A 16,260-nucleotide genomic window follows, 5' to 3' on the forward strand; every position below is an offset into this window, starting at 1 on the left:
TGGGCCTACGCCCGCCCCTACCGCAGCGAACAGGAACGACGCGACGCCTTCCCCGACTGGCTGCACACCTACAATCACCACCGCGGACACACCGCTCTCAAGGGCCAACCACCCGCCAGCCGCGTTCCTAACCTCACTGGGCAATACAACTAGGCCGTGTCCCTTTGGTGGGCTCATCGGTTGATCGGATGTGCCTGTCCGATTAGACGTCGTCTCATTTGGCGAGTCTTCGGTAGCAGATGAGGGTGCAGGCGATGCTGGCGAAGGCCAGGAAGTGGTCGGCTTTGCGCTCGTAGCGTCGGTGGAGTCGGCGGCAGTCGGCGAGCCAGGCCATGGTGCGTTCAATGGTCCAGCGGTGTCGGCCCAGCCGCTTGGACGATTCGATGCCCTTGCGGGCGATGCGGTGGGTGATGCCGCGCTGGCGTAACCATCGGCGCAGGTGGTCGTAGTCGTAGCCCTTGTCCGCGTGCAGTTTGGCGGGGCGCCGCCGACGCGGTCCGCGGCGGGAGCGGATCGGCGGGATGCCGCGGACGAGGGGTTCGAGGGCCTGGCTGTCGTGGAGGTTGGCGCCTGAGATGCCGATGGAGAGGGGCAGACCGGTCCGCTCGGTGATCAAGTGGATCTTCGAGCCCTTCTTGCCCCTGTCGACAGGATTCGGACCTGTCAGCTCCCCCCTTTCATCGCGCGCATGTTCACCGAATCGATCGCGCACCGGCTCCAGTCCAGGTCACCGCGCCTGCCCAGTTCGTCCAGAACCAGACGGTGGAGCTTGGCCCAGACCCGGGCCTTGCTCCACTCGGTGAACCGACGGTGGGCTGTCGGCCCTGAAGGCCCGAACGACGGGGGCAACTGCCGCCAGGTGCAGCCCGACGTGGCCACGAAGATGATCGCCGCCAGGACCTCACGGTCTCCGTACCGTCGTCGGCCACCACCCTGCGGCCGAGACGGAGCGGGCGGCACCACCCGCTCGAACAACTCCCACAACTCATCCGGCACGAGACGCTCAACGATCCCCACGACGCCAGACTATCGAACACTCCAAATGAGACGACGTCTTAGTGATCACTGATGTGACGTGGGAGCGGATTGCGCCGCTGATGCCGGCAGATCCGGTCCGCGGACGACGGTGGGCCGATCACCGCCGCACACTTGAGGCCATCGCGTGGAAGTACCGCACCAACTCGCCCTGGCGGGACCTGCCCGACGAGCTAGTAGGGCTTGGTCAGCTTCACCCGTGAGTGGCGTGTCTGGCGGCGTCTTGGTGTCGTTGTGGTGGTGTGACACCTGGGGAGATGGCCGAGGTCCGGGAGGATCTGGAGGCGTTCACGGCGGAGTTGTTCGACGGGTTCTTCCGCGCTGATCAGCGGCGTTGGGGGCAGGTGTACGTGCGTGGGCTGCTGCTGGACGGGCGGCGCAAGTCGGTGGAGCCGATGGCCGCGCGGCTGGGTGAGGACGGTAATCGGCAGGCGCTGGCGCACTTCGTGACGAGCAGCCCATGGAATCCGGCGCATGTGCGAGCCCGCCTGGCATGGAAGACGCAGGACGCGATCCGGCCGGAGGCGTTGATCGTCGACGACACCGACCACTTCCTGGGATCCGGCCTCGCCGGAGGCGGATCCGGTCAAGGTCGCCCGCCGCCCGCGGTGCGGGATCCCGGCCGAGGCCGGACACGTGGAGAAGTGGCAGCTGGCCCTGGACATGATCGACGAGGCCCGCAGCTGGGGCGTCGACGTCCCCCTGGTCGTTGCCGACGCCGGATACGGCGACGCCACAGCCTTCCGCCTGGGCCTGGAGAAACGCAAACTGGCCTACGCCGTCGGCATCTCCTCCCGGCTCACTGCCCAGCCCGGACACGCGCGGCCGCTCACCCCGCCCTATCAGGGCATCGGTCGCCCGCCGGTGGCGAGGTATCCGGACAAGCCGATGACGGTGAAGGAACTGGTCATGCAGGCCGGCCGGCAGGCGGCCCGCCCGGTGTCCTGGCGCGAGGGTTCCCGGCCGGGAAAGAGCGGCAGCGGCTTCAAGCGCATGTACTCGCGCTTCGTCGCCCTGCGCATCCGCCCCGCCGGACGCGAGATCCGCCAGGCCACGCAGGGTGCGGAACTGCCCGAGCGGTGGCTGCTGGCCGAATGGCCCGCCACCGAGCCGGAACCGGTCCAGTTCTGGCTGTCCAGCCTGCCCTCCGGCATGCCCCTGGCCACACTCGTGCGGCTGGCCAAACTCCGCTGGCGGGCACTGCTTCCTCTGGGCTCACGTCCCAGTCTCCAGGTGTCCACGATCAAGGGGAAGCTTCACTACGCGGAGCTACCCGTCTTCGTGGCGCTCAATGAACCAGAGATCACCACTTCGCTGGAGTCCAGAGCAGCTGAGAGCGTGCGGTGCAGTGAATCCGGAAGGGTCCGCCCCCCGAGGCCGCAAGATCGGACCAAGGCGGTACAGTCCCGAACCTTGCCGGCTGCGGCAACCGTGGTGAACAAGCGGTGCGCGAGGAGTTCACGAGCGGCATAGCCGTTCTGCGCTTCCAATGTCCGTCGGGCTAGGTCATCTACGAGTGGGCGGGCGCCAGGGTGCTCGGAAGAGTCAATCGCGTCCAGCACGGTGAGGCCGAGACGGGTATCGAAGACGGTCATTCCCGGCTCGGCTTCGTGGTTGAGGTAGGTGCTGACGAGATCTGTCAAGCAGTCGTCGAGGTGCTCGCCAGCGTAGCGGCGACACAGCACCTTGAAGCAGGCGATGACGGCCTGTTCCCACGGATCTCCAGGAACCGTCTCCTCAAGCAGCTTCGCAGCACGTCCTGTATCGCCCGCGGTGAGGGCGAAGACTATGGCGACCTGGCGTCCGTCCAGCATCCGTGTGCCCACGCCTCGATGCTGCTCGATATGGGCCAAGGCTTCCAGCCAGCGGCCCGCGGTCGTGAGAGTGCGCGTGCCGTCGGCGAGCACCACGCGCCAGAGCCAGGCGTGCACTTCCCGTCGGTCCTCGGAAGCTCGGGTGAGGTCGTCCGGAACGGTGATGCCTTCGAACACGGCGGCGCGGCCTGCGCCAACAGCTTCGTACAGGCCCAGGAGCCGCCGACGTCCGTCGTCGGTTTGGCCGGCGCGAATCTGCAGGCGGGCGAGGTTAACCAAGGGCTCCAGCCCACGGATGGCGCTCATGGCTGGCAGCGGACAGGCCCGGAGGTACGCGTCCGCGTGCCGATGGCACATCAATCGGGCCAGGTCGGGCAGATCAAGGTCGGAGGCGAGAAGCGCGGCCTGGTTGAAGACGGTGGAGGCCAGTCCTGGCTCACTCTGTTTCGACGCTCTGTCGGCCAGTTCAGCCAGCGACCGCACACGGGCGGACAGGGGCAGGCAGGCGGGCCGGAATCGGGCAACGAGCGGGAATCGCCTGGCTATCGGGCCGTGCGGGTCCATGTGTCCTCCCCCTGAGGCAACGGTGATTGGGATGAGCGAGGGCGACCGGCGGTGCCCGTTAGCTACAGGACAGGCACCGCCTTCCTCGCCCTCGGTCTGCGTCAGCGCCAGTCGATGACGATGCGGTTCATCGGGGTGTCGATCGCGAAGAGCCCGGGGGCATGGGCGACCGCCGGGGCGTCGAGAGGCCGGATCTCGAACTTGGGCTCGCGACCGCGGTACTTGCGGTCCCAGGTGCGAATGGCGTCCGCGACCTGTGCGGCCAGCTCATCGCTGCCGGGCCCATGGCCGATGACGCCGAACTCCCACAGCTTGCCGCCCTCGGCGGTCTTCTGGTCCGAGAGACGTCGGGCGAGGTACGTCACAGCGCCCTTGTCGATCGCCGCGGTCGACGACGGGTAGGGGTCGTCGGTGAGGACGGTGCCCTTGGCGTCCTTCGGGAAGAGCATGCGGATCAGGCCGGAAGGCAGCGAGCAGGAGACGAACAGCTCCATCCACTCGGGCGATTCCATCGCGCGGACCGTCATGCCGGTCCATTCCTCAGTGCGCGGCTGTTCCAGGACTGCGGCCAGGGCCTGGGCGTCGATGGGCTGCCCGGCCGGTGCCTGGAGCCGTACGGTGCCGTCCGAGCTGAGCGGGATGACGCGTCGGTCGTCGTCAGCGATGCCCCGCCGCAGCGGCATGAATGTGTTCATCTTGCTGCTGACGCTCGTCCATCGCTCGTCCTGCTGCTCGTAGGCGATGGAACGGGAGACGCTGCCCTTGAGACGCTGAGGGACCAGGAGCCTTCCGCCGGGTGCGAGCTGCTGCATCCAGGCGTGGGGAACGCCATGCGCGCCGACGGTGGCGATGATCCGGTCATACGGGGCGCCCGAGGCGTGGCCGACAGCCCCGTCCCGGGTCAAGCACTCTACGTTGGTGAATCCGGCGGCAGCGAGGTGGGTCCGGGCACCTTCCACGAGATCGTCGTCGACGTCGATGGTCGTGACGTGTCCGCTCTCACCGACCAGGTAGGCGAGCAGGGCGGCGTTGTACCCGGTGCCGGCGCCGAGTTCGAGGATGTGTTCACCAGGCTGGACCTCCAGTTGATCCAGCATAAGGGCCACGATTCCGGGCTGTGAGGCGCAGGAGATCGACGTGCCGTCGGTGTCATATTTGACGTTGACGGGCGCGTTCGCGTAGGCGTCTTCGAGCGCCGCGTCGGGCACGAACTTGTGGCGCGGTACGGTGCGCAGCGCCGTCTCGACGGCGGGCGTTCGGGCGTATCCCGCCTCGCGGATCTTGTCGACCAGGGCGTTGCGGAGTCGTGCGGCTTCGGGCTCGGCGGTGCTGAGCGTGTCGGTGTTCACCGCCCTGACGCTAGCGGCGGAGACCCTGGCGTCCGTGGTCGACGCGTTGTTGTCACTCGATCCCATTACTACCTCTCGTGCGATGTGGGACATGGCGTGCTGGTCATCTCGGAGAAGCCCTGCACGGTTGGCGTGGAAGATCACGTGATGGGCGATGACGGCCCGAAGGCCCCTGGTGAGGCCGTTGTTGTTTGCGAGGTCGCGTAGTGCGCTACCGGCTCGTTCGAAGGCGGCGACCCAGTCCGCGTGCCCTTCGAACGGCCGTCCAGGGCTGCACAGACTGTGGGCGTCCGCGGTCATCAGCTTGCGCATGGCGGGTGCCAGAGCAGCGGTCTTCTCCAGGGTGAGCGGCTGGGTTGCTGCCGGGCGGACCTCTGCGACCTTCGCCCACACGTCGCCCTGCTCGAACCAGTCCAGCGCCGCAGCACGCATCATGGCGCTGATCAGCAGGACGGCGGTCTCCCGCCGCCCGAGGCGTCCCGGGCCAGGCTGGTAGGCGAGCAGATGACGGCTGTCCGCATGGAAGAGATCGTGAGCGAAGTCGATGGCTTTCATGCCGCCGAAGGCGGTGGTCTCGGGCTCGTAGATCCCCGGCACCCAGGACACCACTGTGCCGGCGTCCACCAAGTCGGATAGGAGCGAACCAAGTTGCCGGGAGGGTTCGGCCGCGCGGTAGCGCAGGGGCCAGGGCTGCTTGTTCATGAACCACCAGCTGTCGATCTGTCCGGTGCCCTCGGCGGCGAGCAGCGCGGGGCCGAGGCGTTCGCTGATGACACGCTTGCCGGTCTCGCGGTCGGCGAAGGTGACGTTGTACTGGTGCCAGGCGGAAGAGATGGCGGGTCCTTGGGCCGGCAGCGGTCAGTCGATGAGCAGGCATGCGTCCCACGCAGAGTGGGGTGGTACACCGGTGGCCGGGGCTTGGATCGCCAGGGCCATGCCAGCGGCACCGTCAAGGAACCCAGAACCGGCATCTCCCTGGACCTCTGCCACTGCGGCATCCGTCGGGTCGATCCCTTCTGGACAAACGGTGGTCAGGAGTGCCGTGGTCGTGGCACGGAGCTGGACGGCGGTCGCGGGGTGAGCGTCTGCCGCCATGCGGGCGGCGATATGGGCGAGTCCCGCAATGCCGTGGCACAGGCCCTTTTCTGTCGTGGCCTTCAGCTGAGCAGGGTCGGTGAGGGAGGACACCATCGCTTCCTCCGCCTCGATCTGCCGAGCGGTGTCGCCGAGGGCCAGGGCAGCGAGTTGCTGAGCGCGCGAGACGCCCGCCGTTCCGTAGCACCAGGACGGCCGCCGCGGCGCGGATGGAGCGAGCCGCCCTTCTCGGAGTTCAGTGCGGGTGACCCAGTACGGCCACACGGAGCCCCGCCCTGTCCGCTCTTGCCAGCGGTCCAGCCAGGACAGGATGCTCCGCATAGCGTCGCGGTGGCCTTCGACCAGAGCGCCACGACGAACTGCCAGGGCCAGGAGCGCGAGGACGCCTCCGGCGCCGTGCGCGAGTCCGGTGTTGGCATGGCCGCCGGGGAACCGCTCGTCTCGCCTTCCGGAAGGTCCACTCGTCACCCACCATCCCGGCAACACGTCTCCGCTGTCGGTGATGGGCTCGGTCAGACGCACGCAGTACCCCAGGACGGCCTGCGCGGCCTCGCTCTCGGGGTAGCGCCGGATGATGTAGGCGCCGTAGCCGGCTAGCCCACGGATCGCATCGAACTCCGACAGCTTCGGCAGCAGGCCCGCATCCATGCGTCGATGCGCAGCGTCGACCCGTCGGTGGACGTCGGCGGTGAGCTGCACGTCAAGGGTGTCCAGAACGCGCTGGTACGGACCGTCATGGTGCTCTGCCATGCAGGCCACGGCGTGTGCGAGGGCAGGAGCCCCGTAGAAGGGGTGGCTGTCAGACCCGCTGGTCAACGGTTGCCGAGCAGCAGCAGTCACCCAGGCGTGGGCATGCTGCCACGGGCCGAGGCCGCGGGCGGCCCGCTCGATGTGCAGCAGCGCGATCCCCGTCGGCCCGTAGGCAAGTTGCTGCCGGTGAGTCGTTGTTGTGTCCGAGCCGACCGGGGCGGTGGCAGGGTCAGCCAGTAGGTTCGCGATCTCTTCCGCCATCTGGAACGCGGCACGGTTGGTCACTGTGCCCTCCGGGACATCCAGGCCAGGGCGACGGCGCGCGTGAGGTACAGGCAGACGGCTTCCTCGGGGAAATCGACCGCGACGTGCCGGACGAAGTGGACGTGCAGCAACGAGGACAAGACGTCGTCCACCTGGATGCCCTGGGTATCCGGGCCGGGGAAGTGGAGTCGGTAGGTATCGATCGCTGCGTCCCTATCGTCCCAAGCATCCACGATGGGCGACCCGCCAGGGGCGTCGCGCAGCGCCGCCCAGCCGCCGGACGGATCGGCCAGCCGTAAGGTCTCAGTGAACTCCGGGCGCGGTACCGGCGCGGGGGCCGCGGACGGGATGTGGTCGATCAGCCATTCCATCGCGGCCTCTTGGGTGCCGAGGAAGGTGGTGGCGATGGCGATGGTGTGCGCGGCCACCAGGGCGCGTTGGTGCGGACGCTGGGGCAGGGCGAGCTGGTTGACGATGGTGCGGGAGTCCTCACGGAACACTGCTTCGGCAGCGTCCCAGGCCGCACCGGAGCCCCAGCGCCCCATCTCGCGGTAAGAGGTGGGAAATCGCAGGTCTGCCAGCAGTCCGGCAGCGCGTAGTTTGTCGGCCCAGGCACTGACTACCTGGGCGGTTTCAGCGAAGGCGGCGGGTTCGGGCAGGGCGATGCGCACTCGTAGGTGATGTTCAGGATCCCGGAAGCGGATGAACCACCACGGTGAGCCGCCCAGCCGGTCCAGCAGCCTCGGGAGGTGCTGACCGAGCAGTACGTCTTGGCGCCTCAGGTCGCCATAGAGCGTGGCCAGCAGTAAGGACGCGGCGCCGGGGGTTTGGATCTGCGCCCGGGAGAAGGTACGGGCTGGCGTAGGGGGCGGCAAGGCTGGCCACCCTGGAGGTCGCATCGCCTTGAGCGGCACGATCACCTCGTGTGCTCGTCCGCCGCACCACCCGTAGGCGGCAGGGTCCGGTCCTTCAACGAGGACTGCGGAGCGCACGCGGGCCAGATGCTGGCGCAGCAGCGTCCGAGGCCCTGCCTGGTCTAGGTCGAGGAGCAGGCGCCGGTCCCCTTCGGCGAGGTAGACCCGCTGCGGTGTCCGCCTCCGGCTCCGCCACTGATCGAGAGCCGCGTCCCAATCGTAGTGGGGGGAGTTGCGTCCGGGCAGCTCGGCCGCTTCTAGTCGCCACCGCGCGGGGGCCAGCACGGTGCGCCCATACCGCACTCTGGGTAGGAACGGCATCGCGTTCGCAGCACCCCAGTCGAACAGGGTGACCTGCGCGCACTGAGCCCGGGACAGTTCGGTGAGGAACCGCACCAGCGGCGGGGTGTGCTCCCTGAGGTTCAGTGCGTGCATGCCGACGGCCTCTACCCGGCGGCCACGCTCGGGCGCGGCCAGATACATGCGGCGGCCGTCGCAGGCCACCGCCAGGCCGTCGGGCGTGAGTACGTCTTCGCTCGCCGCGCGATGTTCCTGCACTCCGATCACGGTGGGCAGGACCTGTGGGGTACGAGTGACATGGGCGCTGGTAGACAGCAGCGGCGGGAAGGACAGCTGGGCGGGAATGGTGTCGGCGTCTGCCGTCGGCAGGTCAGACAGCTCGGCGAGCAGACGCTCGCGGTCCTCCGCAGCCAGCACGCTGAGGAACCTTCCCGTAGTGACGCCGACTCCCCGGGACACGCTCATGACCTCCAGCCGGAAGCGCCCGCGCTGAAGGTCCTCCGTGCTGGCGGAATGCACCCGGACACCCACCTCGACGTGAGGGGGCACCCGCGGGCGCTCGGGCCCGATGTCCATGGCCGCGATCAGGTCCTCGGTTAGGGCCACCTCGTCGTGCCCGTCGAGTACGGCGGCCTGAGCCAGTCGCACCAACGTGTCGTCTCGTTCAGAGAGTCGGCGTCTGCGATCGTCGGCCGGCACGCCCGGATACCCATCGGGGAATCCGGTGCCGCTGTCGGCGACGACTTCGCGGAGCGGCACCATCGTGCCGATGCCGTACCGCTCGTAGAACCGACGCTGGTACGCCTTCCACGCGACAGTCCCGTACGGGAGGGCGCTGACTCTGGTAAGGATGCTGGCCGCGCGCTGGATCTCTTGGGTGACCTCCTCGGGTAGTTCGATTCGCGCGTCGAGGCGAAGGTCGAGAGCCAGAGGGTGGCGACGCAGGCCCGGGACCAGAGCCCTCATCCGCGAGGTGGCACGGGCCCGGCCGCTGCGCACGCCGCAACCGTGGAGGTCTGCCTGCACGGCGCGCAGTGCGCTGACCAGATCCCAGACACTGGCCACGGTGTCGGCGTCCACGGCGTCGAGCTGGACTAGCAGGTAGTGCAGGGCATCGGTTTCGGTGCTCGGTGCGTGCAAGCTGGAGATCAGCGCCTGGTGCCGGACCAGGTCCCGCACAAGCCGACGTGCTTTCTCGGGTCCGGCCGCCGGGAGTTTTGCGGCGAGCTTGTCGGCGAGGACACCGGCGCGCACTGGCTGTCGGCTGGCGTCCAGAACGGTCCGCACCGGTTCCGTCAGGGCAAGGGACGCCTCGACAGCGCGCCGCCGCGTGTCGGACTGGTACGGAAGGATGAGGCGACCATCGCGCTCCATGGCCGTGTTGTTGCAGGTCACCAGGAGGCGATCCATCAGCTCGGGGCATGACTCCAGCCGCTCGACAACGGCCGCCAGCCACTCCGCGCTCGCCCGACTCACAACCGCGTGATCAGAACCCCATGACGCGCTGGCTCGCGGTCCGATCTCGGCTGCGGCCACGCCGGCGAAGAGGCCGTAAGGAGTCGCCCGGTGTTCGGCACGCAACAGGTAGCGGTTCACGGAAGTGGCAGCTCGGCGCACATCCCGCGGGGACGGGGCCCCTGATGAACACAAGGTCCGCACCTGAGAAGCGAGGGCAGGACTAGCGTGCTCCAGCGCCTCGACAATCTCCTCCTGAGACCAAACTTCCCGCAACCAGGCGAGCTGGGCAGCCGCGCTACTGGGCGACGTGTCGCCAAGGCCGGGGCACGGCCCGACCGGAAGCGTCGGCCACGCGACCGCGCGAACGAGAGCGGTCTTCCCGGCTCGGAACGCGGTGTTCAACGCCATCACGACCTCCGTGGTCCAGGGGCGGCCGGTGCCTTCACCCGACGGGCAAAGGCACCGGCCTGGGTGCACGTGTGCCCTACGGTCAGGCCACGTTGGTGGTGCAGGCGCCGCAGGTCTCGCCGCAACCGTCGTCCGTCAGGCTGACCAGACCGGCGGGGTCGGAGACCTCGACGAGCGTGACGTCCAGGTCGAAGCCGTCCGTGCTACCCGCGCCCTGCGGCTGCATCTGCGTGGCGTGCGTGATCTGGGGGCTCATTACAACTCCCTTTTCTGAAAGCGGATTTACGGATGTTGGTGCTGCCGGACACCTGCATGAGCGTATGAAGACGGCTACGCCGCGGAGGTGTTTACCGGCCACCGGTCCGAGGGGTCATGCTCCGCGCGTGGAACGTGCGGGGCCGCATGCCCTCGGATCGGAGTTCCTGCGCCGCCCCGATGAACCGGGCTCGAAGCAGCCGGTCCACCGGGGCGACCGTCTAATCGGGAGTCGTCGCGACCTCTTGTTCGAGATCGACGACGGTGATACCTCACAGCTCGCGTACAAGTTGGGAGGCCAGGAACCAGGGCCTGAGCAAATGGTCCTTGTAGGACAAGGACCTATCCGCGGCCTCGTCGCTGCCCCTCACGGGAACGGGCCGCATGCCGGGGCCGGTGGTGTAGAGAGTGCCGATCACCCCATACAGGCGGGGCACGCGCACCCGAAGCGTCGCAGCTCCGGACCTCGTCAGATGGCCACACTGCTTGACCGCAAGCGCAGCGCATTCAAGGCAGAGAGGGGGCTGCCAGGTACGGGAACCCTCCAGCCGACCAGGCTCCACAGAATCATCTGGCCTCGGTGCCAGGAACAGGTAACCGCTGGCGGTGCAGCTGGCTGGACAACGCACACCTGACACCGGAGCCCACTCATCGTCTCTAGCTGCCGGGACGGATGTACCTCCCCCCCCCATCGCGGAGGGCCAACAGGCCAGCCGTCTTCGCGAGTCTGGGAACACCGGGCCCAGAGGACCCCTTGGTCGTCCCTATCCCTGGGGCCCTCGTCCAGGTAGCAGAGCCCGCGCCCACCAGGGCGAAGGCCGAGCATCGCGGCTGAGTCTGGATCCTCGCCACGACGAGCGGTGATGTAGGGACGACGGCAGACCAGGGCATAGGAAGGGTGGTCATGCCGCAGCCCTCGTCACGTTCGAGAACGGACGGTGCGGCTCGACGATCCGGCCGTCCGGCAGCAACTCTCCGGTGTCCTCGAAGAGGAGGACTCCGTTGCAGAGCAGCGTCCAGCCCTGCGCCGGTTGGTGAGCTGCGGCACGAGCGGCTTCACGATCCGTAGCATCTGCTGGCGGACATGGTGGTTGGTGCTGGCACATGGATTCCTCATCGACAGGGAGGTCTGGGTCGTGGAGCCGTGATGTCCGCTCCCTGATTCCTCTACGGTCGAGGCCCTGCCGCCGAGACCGGGGGAAATGAAAGCCTCGGCAGCAGGGAGCTAGTGCCGCGTGCGGAGGGGACGGGGCGCCTCGCCATATGCGGAGATCACGAGATGTCGCTCAGTACCGAGCTCAGTAGCGTTTCGTGCGGCACGGGGCCGGGTTGGAACTGGTTGAGGTGATCCCGCAGCGGCCCAGAAGGCACGAGGCGGTCACTGCGGCAGCGCCTCAGCCAGTACGGACCAGGCGGCTCGCTCTGATCCAGCGGAGGGAGCGCAAGCTGATGCGGCCTGCCGAGGCACATCGCGAAGCGGTGGGGCGCCCAACGGTCACCGGTCCCAGGCGGAACGAGCCAGATCAGCCAGCCACGCTGGGGATCCTCGATGACAGGGCCACAGGCGTCCGGAGCGTCGCCCGGGGACCGCTGGATCTCGTCCATGAGTCTCACCACCCCGTATGCGGCGGGACCGCTCGCGGTGACGACGATGTCGAAGTACTGACCGCCCAGCGGAAGCGTGAGCTGCTGTCCCGTCGACAGGGCCATCAGGCGCCGGATGCGGTCGGCCAAAGTGCCCATGTCCGCAGCCGGCTCCCGGGGCACACCCCTCAACAGCGGTTCGTTGAAATGGACCTCCGGGGCCGGGCGGCGCTGGTCGAACTTGGAATCACGACGGGGCAGTTGTGTCGTCGTCATGCTGAGACCTCCGGAACTGCCCCGGCCAGCAGGGCTTGAACGGCCTTGCCCGTCACCAGGCCGTTCGCGTCCCGCAGACGGCGAAAGGCAAGTTCGGCCCCGGACTCCTGCACACACCACAGGCCGCGGGGCTTCTCGCCCTCACCGGCCGGTTGCCAGGCCAACGCGGCCAAGAAGCCGGGGAATTCCGGCATCGGGTCATCGACCTCGACCAACAGCTGGCTGGCGGAGTCGACGTACAGATGCACTTGGATCTTCTCCGTCTCGTCCACGGGAGTGTGCCTGGCCGCGTTGTCCACGAGCTTCTCCACGATCCGGGCTGCGTCCTCGGCATCGCCCGTCCACCGGGCCACGGTGAGGCGGGTACGAGCGAGAAGCCGGGCGTTCCTGCCAGCGGCGGCGGTCGCAGTAACGCTTCCGTCCCACACGAACACCGGTTCGTCAGGCACCTTGAAGGGGAGCCGTAACAGCTTGGGCTCGGCCTCCTCCTTGACGCTGCCGGGACGCTGCGTGGGCACAGGGGTGGACGGCACAGGTCTGGTGCTGAACGCGGCCGTCACCGCGGCGGTGGGTGCGGGGTAGTGCGGGGACGGGTTCACGGGGACTCCCTGTTTCATGGCTGGGGGCTCCGGCGCCCAGAGGGCTGGGCAGCTCAGCAATCGGCGCCCCATACGCGAGCCGCGTGGTGGTTACGAACAGCAAACCGCCCCCGGCTCGACCCGGGTACCCGCCAGAGGGAGCGCCGCTGCCAAACGTGACACAAGATCGTTTACTCACTTCCGGTCAACGGCGGCAAAGGCTTTCGCTTCAGTTCAGTGGATGTCGTCTGGGATTCAGCAATAGATTGGGATTGCCACCTCATGTCGACGCGCGCCGAGCGCAGTTGACAAATCTGACTCGAGATCATCAGCAGGCGGGGGCCGCATCATGGCGCGCGAGCGAAACGAACGGTTCGAGGCGTTACTGAAGGATGCAGGCTGGTCACGGGCCCAGGCGGCGAGCGCCTTCGTGCGAATCGCAAATGAGAGCGGCCTGACCGACTACGCCCACATCGCTCGCCAGCACGTCCAGCACTGGGTGGCCGGACACGCCCCATCTGGTCAGGCCCCCATAATCATGTGCGAGGCGCTGTCCCGTCGCCTGAAGCGCATCATCACTCCTGCCGAAGCCGGGTTCACAGCGCCTGACTCGCCGGCACAGGGGGCACTGGACTGGCGCGTCGAACCGCTGACCGCGCTGACCGACTTGGGGAGCACTGACTTGGATCCGGACCGGCGGAACCTACTGCGTGGAGGCGTGTACTCGGCCGCCGCCCTCGTTGTCCCCTCCGATGCCTGGTGGACCGAGATGGCAAGGGAGCCAGCCAACTCGGAACAGAAGGGCTCCCAGCGCATCGGCGGAGGCGACGTAGAGAACGTGCGCGAAATGACGTTGGCCTTCTCCCGTATGGACCAGCGCCGGGGCGGCGGCCACGGCCGGACCGCTCTCGTCGAGTACCTACGCTCGGACGTCGCCCGCTATCTCGTAGGAACGTTCCCCAATGACCACGTCCGCCGCCAGATGTTCTCCGCCGCGGCAGAAGCGTCCTACCTCAGCGGCTGGATGGCTTTCGACAACGGCGAGCATGACATCGCCGAGCGGTATTTCGCTCTTGGACTGAAGCTGGCCGCCCGAGCCGCCGACGCTCCGCTCTCGGGCCATATCTTCCGTGCCATGGCGCATCAAGCCCTGGACCTGCGTCTGTTCAGCAAGGCCCTGGAGCTCTCGACGGCCTCAGTCGCTGGCCAGCGATATCAGTCCGCGACGCCACGAGAACGGGCACTGCTCGGCGTTGTCCATTCCCGTTGTCTCGCTGCAACTGGGCAGGACAAGAAGGCGATGAAGACGCTGCTTCAGGCCGAAGACGACCTCCGAAGTGCCCATGACGGCATCGAAGAGCCCGCCAGAACCTTCTTCTTCGGCGAGGCGTCACTGGCCCATGAGACGGCGTGCACCTTGCGCGACCTCAAGGACCACAAGGGGGCGATCAGCCAGTTTGACCGCAGCGTCCGGACTCGCGGACCTGCATTCAAGAGGACGCACGCCGTGACACTCGGATACCTCGGGGCAACACAGATTGCTACGGGCAATGTGGAAGAGGCGTGTGCAACCTGGTCCAAGGCCCTCGACGCTATGGAGGAAGGCGTCTACTCCGGCCGAGCTCGGCAGCGCGTCGTGGAGATGCGCTCCTTCCTCTCGCCGTACCGGCGGCGCGGCATCCCAGCCGCTGTCGAACTGGAAACCAGGGCAGCCGACTACCTGCGCACCGTAGATTGATCACGTTCGGCAGAGGGATGAGGAGGGCACTATGACTCTGCGGATCGAGCCCATCGGCACCGTTGTCGGTGGCCGAACGGAAGTCTCGGACGACAACTGGGGCGGCGTCGAGTGCATTATCCGCCTTGATCCGAAGTTCCCCCTCGAAGTCGTGAAGGGACTGGATGAGTTCTCCCACCTGATCGTCACCTGGCACTTCAGCCAGGCGTCCCCGACTGACGTTGCTCTGCACGCACGCAGCCCCCGGAACAACCCTCGCTGGGAGCCATCCGGCACGTTCGCGCATCGCAACCACCGACGCCCGAACCAACTCGCCACCAGCTTCCCCAGGCTGCTCAAGGTCGATGGCCTGGACCTCCATGTCACCGATTTGGACGCGGTCGACGGGACTCCCATCTACGACCTCGGCCCCTACTTCCAGGAGATGGGGCCTCAAGGTGAGATCCACGAACCGGCCTGGCCCGGCGAGATGCTCAGTGAGTACTGGGCCGAGTCGTAACGGTTGCGATCACGTGATCCCGGAAGCCGCGCTCGTCGATCCGGTGATATCAGGGCGCGGCCCGAAGGCACGACGGCAACGTGGGTGGGAGATCGGCCAACCCACCGCGTCATCGACAGTACGCACCGTGGGGTTGGCCTTGTCGGGGCCTTGGTGGGTGGTCCAGCCGCAGTCCGCTCCGTCGACGACCTCCACCGTGGTCACTCCGGCCTGGCGGGTTCGGTTGAGAGTGCCTGCGTTGTAGGTGACGGCCGACTTCGCGAGCGTGGCGGCCTCGGCCCACGCGCGCACCGGAACCCGCGCCCCGTTGCGGTAGACGACGTACGTCAGCTTGTGCTTGGTGGCCAGCCGATCCGCGAGGTTCTTCGCGGCCTGCTTCGCGGTCATGTTGCCTGCCGCCAACAGCGGCGCTTCGCGGCGCGCAGCTTCCCGCGCCACGCGATAGAACTGGCCGGCCATCCGCTCGGCTTCCTCAGAGCGGCGTAGGAGTCTGCCGCGAGCGACTGGAGAGCGTCCCGGTGGAACGTGGTCCAGGTGAAGGTCACGCCCAGGGCCTCGGCGGCCTTCCGGCCGCCCGCTTCGTACAGGTGGGGGAGCTGCCGCCGTACGAACTGCTGGGCTCTGCAGCCTGGATGTCGGCTCACCCCCGCTCGCGCGGGGAACTCAGCATGGCACGCACGTGTGAGGCAGGGGCGGGCGGCTCACCCCCGCTCGCGCGGGGAACTCAGGTCGTCCCGGGCTGGCGTTTGGGGCGGCCTTGGCTCACCCCCGCTCGCGCGGGGAACAGCGCGCGTGTGCGATCGCCTCGCGCTCGGCCCGCTGGCTCACCCCCGCTCGCGCGGGGAACAGGTCGACGGCGACGTCAGCGAAGGGCCGGTCACCGGCTCACCCCCGCTCGCGCGGGGAACAGTGGTACTCCGGCGTCTCCTCGCGGATGCCGGCCGGCTCACCCCCGCTCGCGCGGGGAACAGGTCCTCGGCCAGCGGGCGCGCGGCCATGCGGCCGGCTCACCCCCGCTCGCGCAGGGAACAGACGGTTGGTCTCGACGAGGAAGCAGCGGCGGCCGGCTCACCCCCGCTCGCGCGGGGAACAGGCTTGTTGACCTGCAGATACAGGGTACGTATATCAATTCGTTATCTGAGCGGTGACTTCTTGCAGATGGGACCGGGTGAGTAAGCGGCCACCGGTCAAACGGCCGTTGTCAGTGGCCTGTGCTGAGATGCCTGCCACTGGTCCACCTCCATAAGCCGGGAGCCGCGCACGATGACAAGCGCCAGCGAGACTCTAGTAGATTGTCGCGGCTAATTTTTGGGATAGAGGTGGCGCAGTTTGATGCGTGCGTCGTGGGTGGTGAACTGCCAGTTCACCTGACGTCGGTC

12 protein-coding genes, 3 pseudogenes and 1 CRISPR repeat array are annotated in these 16,260 nt (G+C 67.8%); of the genes and pseudogenes, 5 read left to right on the plus strand and 10 right to left on the minus strand.

Features of this window, described 5'->3' with window-relative positions; translation table 11 throughout:
• Nucleotides 1-153: pseudogene (locus ACIBBH_RS41330) on the plus strand (IS481 family transposase); the annotation flags it as partial.
• A 61-nt stretch (nucleotides 154-214) separates the two neighbouring features.
• Here ACIBBH_RS41330 and ACIBBH_RS41335 read toward each other — a convergent pair.
• Nucleotides 215-1,011, minus strand: a protein-coding gene (locus ACIBBH_RS41335) for an IS5 family transposase (protein WP_399414004.1) whose coding sequence is annotated in 2 segments (ribosomal slippage) — nucleotides 215-678 and nucleotides 678-1,011 — 798 coding nt in all. Because the reading frame shifts where the segments join, the coding sequence is not laid out codon by codon here.
• An 86-nt stretch (nucleotides 1,012-1,097) separates the two neighbouring features.
• On the opposite strand from ACIBBH_RS41335, the pseudogene ACIBBH_RS41340 reads away from it, so the two are divergent.
• Both ACIBBH_RS41340 and ACIBBH_RS41345 read left to right on the plus strand, forming a co-directional pair.
• A pseudogene (locus tag ACIBBH_RS41340) lies at nucleotides 1,098-1,232 on the plus strand (transposase); the annotation flags it as partial.
• Nucleotides 1,233-1,292: 60 nt separating this feature from the next.
• A pseudogene (locus ACIBBH_RS41345) lies at nucleotides 1,293-2,232 on the plus strand (IS701 family transposase); the annotation flags it as partial.
• A 62-nt stretch (nucleotides 2,233-2,294) separates the two neighbouring features.
• Here ACIBBH_RS41345 and ACIBBH_RS41350 read toward each other — a convergent pair.
• The 8 genes from ACIBBH_RS41350 to ACIBBH_RS41385 all read right to left on the minus strand — a co-directional run bounded on the left by ACIBBH_RS41350 (nucleotide 2,295) and on the right by ACIBBH_RS41385 (nucleotide 12,665).
• On the minus strand, nucleotides 2,295-3,413 hold the full coding sequence (locus tag ACIBBH_RS41350) for a hypothetical protein (RefSeq protein ID WP_399413986.1): 1,119 nt from the start codon (nucleotides 3,411-3,413) through the stop codon (nucleotides 2,295-2,297).
• 101 nt (nucleotides 3,414-3,514) lie between these two features.
• Nucleotides 3,515-5,596 carry a methyltransferase, FxLD system gene (fxlM, locus tag ACIBBH_RS41355; RefSeq protein ID WP_399414006.1) on the minus strand — a complete coding sequence of 694 codons (2,082 nt, stop codon included), beginning with the start codon at nucleotides 5,594-5,596 and terminating at the stop codon, nucleotides 3,515-3,517.
• Between the two features lie 24 nt (nucleotides 5,597-5,620).
• Entirely contained in the window at nucleotides 5,621-6,892 is a 1,272-nt protein-coding gene (locus tag ACIBBH_RS41360; protein WP_399413988.1) for a lanthionine synthetase C family protein, read from the minus strand.
• Nucleotides 6,889-9,951, minus strand: a complete 3,063-nt coding sequence (locus ACIBBH_RS41365) for a lantibiotic dehydratase (protein WP_399413990.1) — start codon at nucleotides 9,949-9,951, stop codon at nucleotides 6,889-6,891. The genes ACIBBH_RS41360 and ACIBBH_RS41365 overlap by 4 nt, the downstream gene beginning before the upstream one ends.
• An 82-nt stretch (nucleotides 9,952-10,033) precedes the next feature.
• Nucleotides 10,034-10,207 (minus strand): FxLD family lanthipeptide, encoded by a 174-nt coding sequence (locus tag ACIBBH_RS41370; RefSeq protein WP_234518395.1) that lies wholly within the window; start codon nucleotides 10,205-10,207, stop codon nucleotides 10,034-10,036.
• A gap of 901 nt (nucleotides 10,208-11,108) precedes the next feature.
• Entirely contained in the window at nucleotides 11,109-11,312 is a 204-nt protein-coding gene (locus ACIBBH_RS41375; RefSeq protein WP_399413992.1) for a DUF5999 family protein, read from the minus strand.
• Between the two features lie 166 nt (nucleotides 11,313-11,478).
• Nucleotides 11,479-12,066 carry a hypothetical protein gene (locus ACIBBH_RS41380; protein ID WP_399413994.1) on the minus strand — a complete coding sequence of 196 codons (588 nt, stop codon included), beginning with the start codon at nucleotides 12,064-12,066 and terminating at the stop codon, nucleotides 11,479-11,481.
• A complete protein-coding gene (locus ACIBBH_RS41385) occupies nucleotides 12,063-12,665 on the minus strand; it encodes a hypothetical protein (RefSeq protein WP_399413996.1) in 603 nt (200 codons plus the stop codon). Before ACIBBH_RS41385 ends, ACIBBH_RS41380 begins: the two co-directional genes overlap by 4 nt.
• Nucleotides 12,666-12,993: 328 nt before the next feature.
• Here ACIBBH_RS41385 and ACIBBH_RS41390 point away from each other — a divergent pair, with 328 nt between their 5' ends.
• A complete protein-coding gene (locus ACIBBH_RS41390) occupies nucleotides 12,994-14,382 on the plus strand; it encodes a Tat pathway signal protein (RefSeq protein ID WP_399413998.1) in 1,389 nt (462 codons plus the stop codon).
• A 31-nt stretch (nucleotides 14,383-14,413) separates the two neighbouring features.
• Complete coding sequence (locus ACIBBH_RS41395; protein ID WP_399414000.1) at nucleotides 14,414-14,881, plus strand: SAM-dependent methyltransferase; 468 nt, start codon at nucleotides 14,414-14,416, stop codon at nucleotides 14,879-14,881.
• Between the two features lie 9 nt (nucleotides 14,882-14,890).
• On the opposite strand, the gene ACIBBH_RS41400 is transcribed toward ACIBBH_RS41395, so the two are convergent.
• Entirely contained in the window at nucleotides 14,891-15,340 is a 450-nt protein-coding gene (locus ACIBBH_RS41400) for a hypothetical protein (RefSeq protein WP_399414002.1), read from the minus strand.
• A gap of 177 nt (nucleotides 15,341-15,517) precedes the next feature.
• A CRISPR array of direct repeats spans nucleotides 15,518-15,974; the repeat unit is 26 nt; unit sequence GGCTCACCCCCGCTCGCGCGGGGAAC.
• The last annotated feature ends 286 nt before the right edge of the window (nucleotides 15,975-16,260 follow it).

This window comes from Streptomyces sp. NPDC051636 (genome assembly GCF_044453765.1).
Lineage (GTDB): Bacteria > Actinomycetota > Actinomycetes > Streptomycetales > Streptomycetaceae > Streptomyces.

Excerpts from the sequence above, each read along its gene's own strand:
- ACIBBH_RS41400 (WP_399414002.1), bottom strand. The coding sequence starts at position 15,340 with ATGGCCGGCCAGTTCTATCGCGTGGCGCGGGAAGCTGCGCGCCGCGAA.
- ACIBBH_RS41375 (WP_399413992.1), bottom strand. The coding sequence starts at position 11,312 with ATGTGCCAGCACCAACCACCATGTCCGCCAGCAGATGCTACGGATCGT.
- ACIBBH_RS41395 (WP_399414000.1), top strand. The coding sequence starts at position 14,414 with ATGACTCTGCGGATCGAGCCCATCGGCACCGTTGTCGGTGGCCGAACG.
- ACIBBH_RS41380 (WP_399413994.1), bottom strand. The coding sequence starts at position 12,066 with ATGACGACGACACAACTGCCCCGTCGTGATTCCAAGTTCGACCAGCGC.
- ACIBBH_RS41390 (WP_399413998.1), top strand. The coding sequence starts at position 12,994 with ATGGCGCGCGAGCGAAACGAACGGTTCGAGGCGTTACTGAAGGATGCA.
- ACIBBH_RS41350 (WP_399413986.1), bottom strand. The coding sequence starts at position 3,413 with ATGGACCCGCACGGCCCGATAGCCAGGCGATTCCCGCTCGTTGCCCGA.
- ACIBBH_RS41370 (WP_234518395.1), bottom strand. The coding sequence starts at position 10,207 with ATGAGCCCCCAGATCACGCACGCCACGCAGATGCAGCCGCAGGGCGCG.
- ACIBBH_RS41365 (WP_399413990.1), bottom strand. The coding sequence starts at position 9,951 with ATGGCGTTGAACACCGCGTTCCGAGCCGGGAAGACCGCTCTCGTTCGC.